The 1,450-nt window shown below is 38.6% G+C and carries 2 protein-coding genes; both read left to right on the top strand.

The features are described from left to right. Window positions 1–899, top strand: an 899-nt coding sequence (locus F6K38_RS41830) for a pentapeptide repeat-containing protein (protein WP_287360732.1), incomplete at its 5' end; no start/stop codon positions are given. A 329-nt stretch (window positions 900–1,228) separates the two neighbouring features. After that, complete coding sequence (locus F6K38_RS41825; RefSeq protein ID WP_158026588.1) at window positions 1,229–1,378, top strand: hypothetical protein; 150 nt, start codon at window positions 1,229–1,231, stop codon at window positions 1,376–1,378. Window positions 1,379–1,450: the final 72 nt, after the last annotated feature.

The raw sequence follows: 1,450 nt of genomic DNA, 5'->3' as shown, positions 1-1,450 counted from the left end.
TGGCTATAGGACTAGTAATTTTGCTGAAAATTTACTACTTAAGCAAGCGTTCATTCGATTTAGAAAAGACTGGTATAAGTGACAAAAAGGCTATCTGTTCAGAAGACAGGCAAATGATTCAATGCTTTAATAATGCCCTGGAGTGGCTGAGTTCTGATCAGATTGCCCTGCGGCTAGGTGGAATTTATGCCCTAGAACGAATTGCTAAGGTTTCTGCCGAAGACCACTGGAAAATTATGGAGATTTTATCGACGTTCGTGCGATATCAGTCCCCTTGGAAGATTCATGTAGAGGTGCAAAAGCAAATAGATGAGTTATCCAGTCCTCTTCAAATTACAGAAGACCAAAAACTTCCTATTGATATTCAAGGTGCCCTGACGGTTATTGGCAGGCGCGACAGCTCAAAAGAGCTCGAAGATCAGAAAATTGATTTACGTCACGCCACACTGATGGGGGCAAACTTAACAGAAGCTAACCTGCAAGAAGCATACCTTAGTGGCTCCAAACTACAAGGAGCTTGTCTTAATCAGGCTAATCTAAAAGGAGCATATGTGATCGGAGCCAATCTAGAAGGGGCAGACTTTAATCAAGCTAACCTCCAAGGAGCATACTTGATAAAAGCTAACTTAACAGACGCTTGCTTATTTGATGCTAACCTAGAAGGGGCATTTCTCAGGAGAGCTAAGCTAGAAAAGGCAATCCTCTGGAACGCTAATTTACAGGGGGCATCTTTGATTGAAGCTAACTTACAACAGACAAATTTAGAGGGAGCTAATCTCCAGGGTACAGATTTAAGAGGGGCTAACCTCCAAGGAGCTAAAAATCTGACCCAAAAGCAGATTGAATTGGCACATATAGATAGCGAAACTATTTTACCATACTACCTGATTAGGGATTAATATCAGTCTAAAAAATTGGCTTTTTTTTTAGTATAAACGACTCCAAGTTTTGATTGGTTGCATCTAAATTGATTGATCAAACGATTGATCAAAAAAATCATCGATTAAATAGCAAAATATATTAGAGTAATACTTAATTTATGGAATAAAATCAGTATCAATAAATACCGGTTTTATTGATAAAATAGGAAATATAAGTCAGAACGGGTGCATATCATATTTTTATTTAAAAAAAAAATCGCTCAATAATCCCATTTAGGGAAGTACAGCGTAAAAAAATAATTATAGTAAAAGTTTGAAACTACCATTGTGAGTCTGAGGGTAAGCATATGCGCTACGCACATATGCTGATAGCTGAATGCTTACGAATTGTGAGAATTTTTGATGCCATATTCCCTACTCCCTACTCCCTACTCCCTACTCCCTACTCCCTACCAGGAATCCATGATCGCGGTCGGGTAGGGTACGCGATCGCATAAACTGATGGAATCATCTATAAAATTCCATAAAAGAGAGGGTGATCCGTGGCTACTGACTACATTTTGTTTATA

The sequence above is a fragment of the Moorena sp. SIO3B2 genome (assembly GCF_010692525.1).
GTDB lineage: Bacteria > Cyanobacteriota > Cyanobacteriia > Cyanobacteriales > Coleofasciculaceae > Moorena > Moorena producens.
The sequence above is the reverse complement of the archived record's forward strand: the minus strand, read 5'-3'. Positions and strand labels throughout refer to the sequence as shown.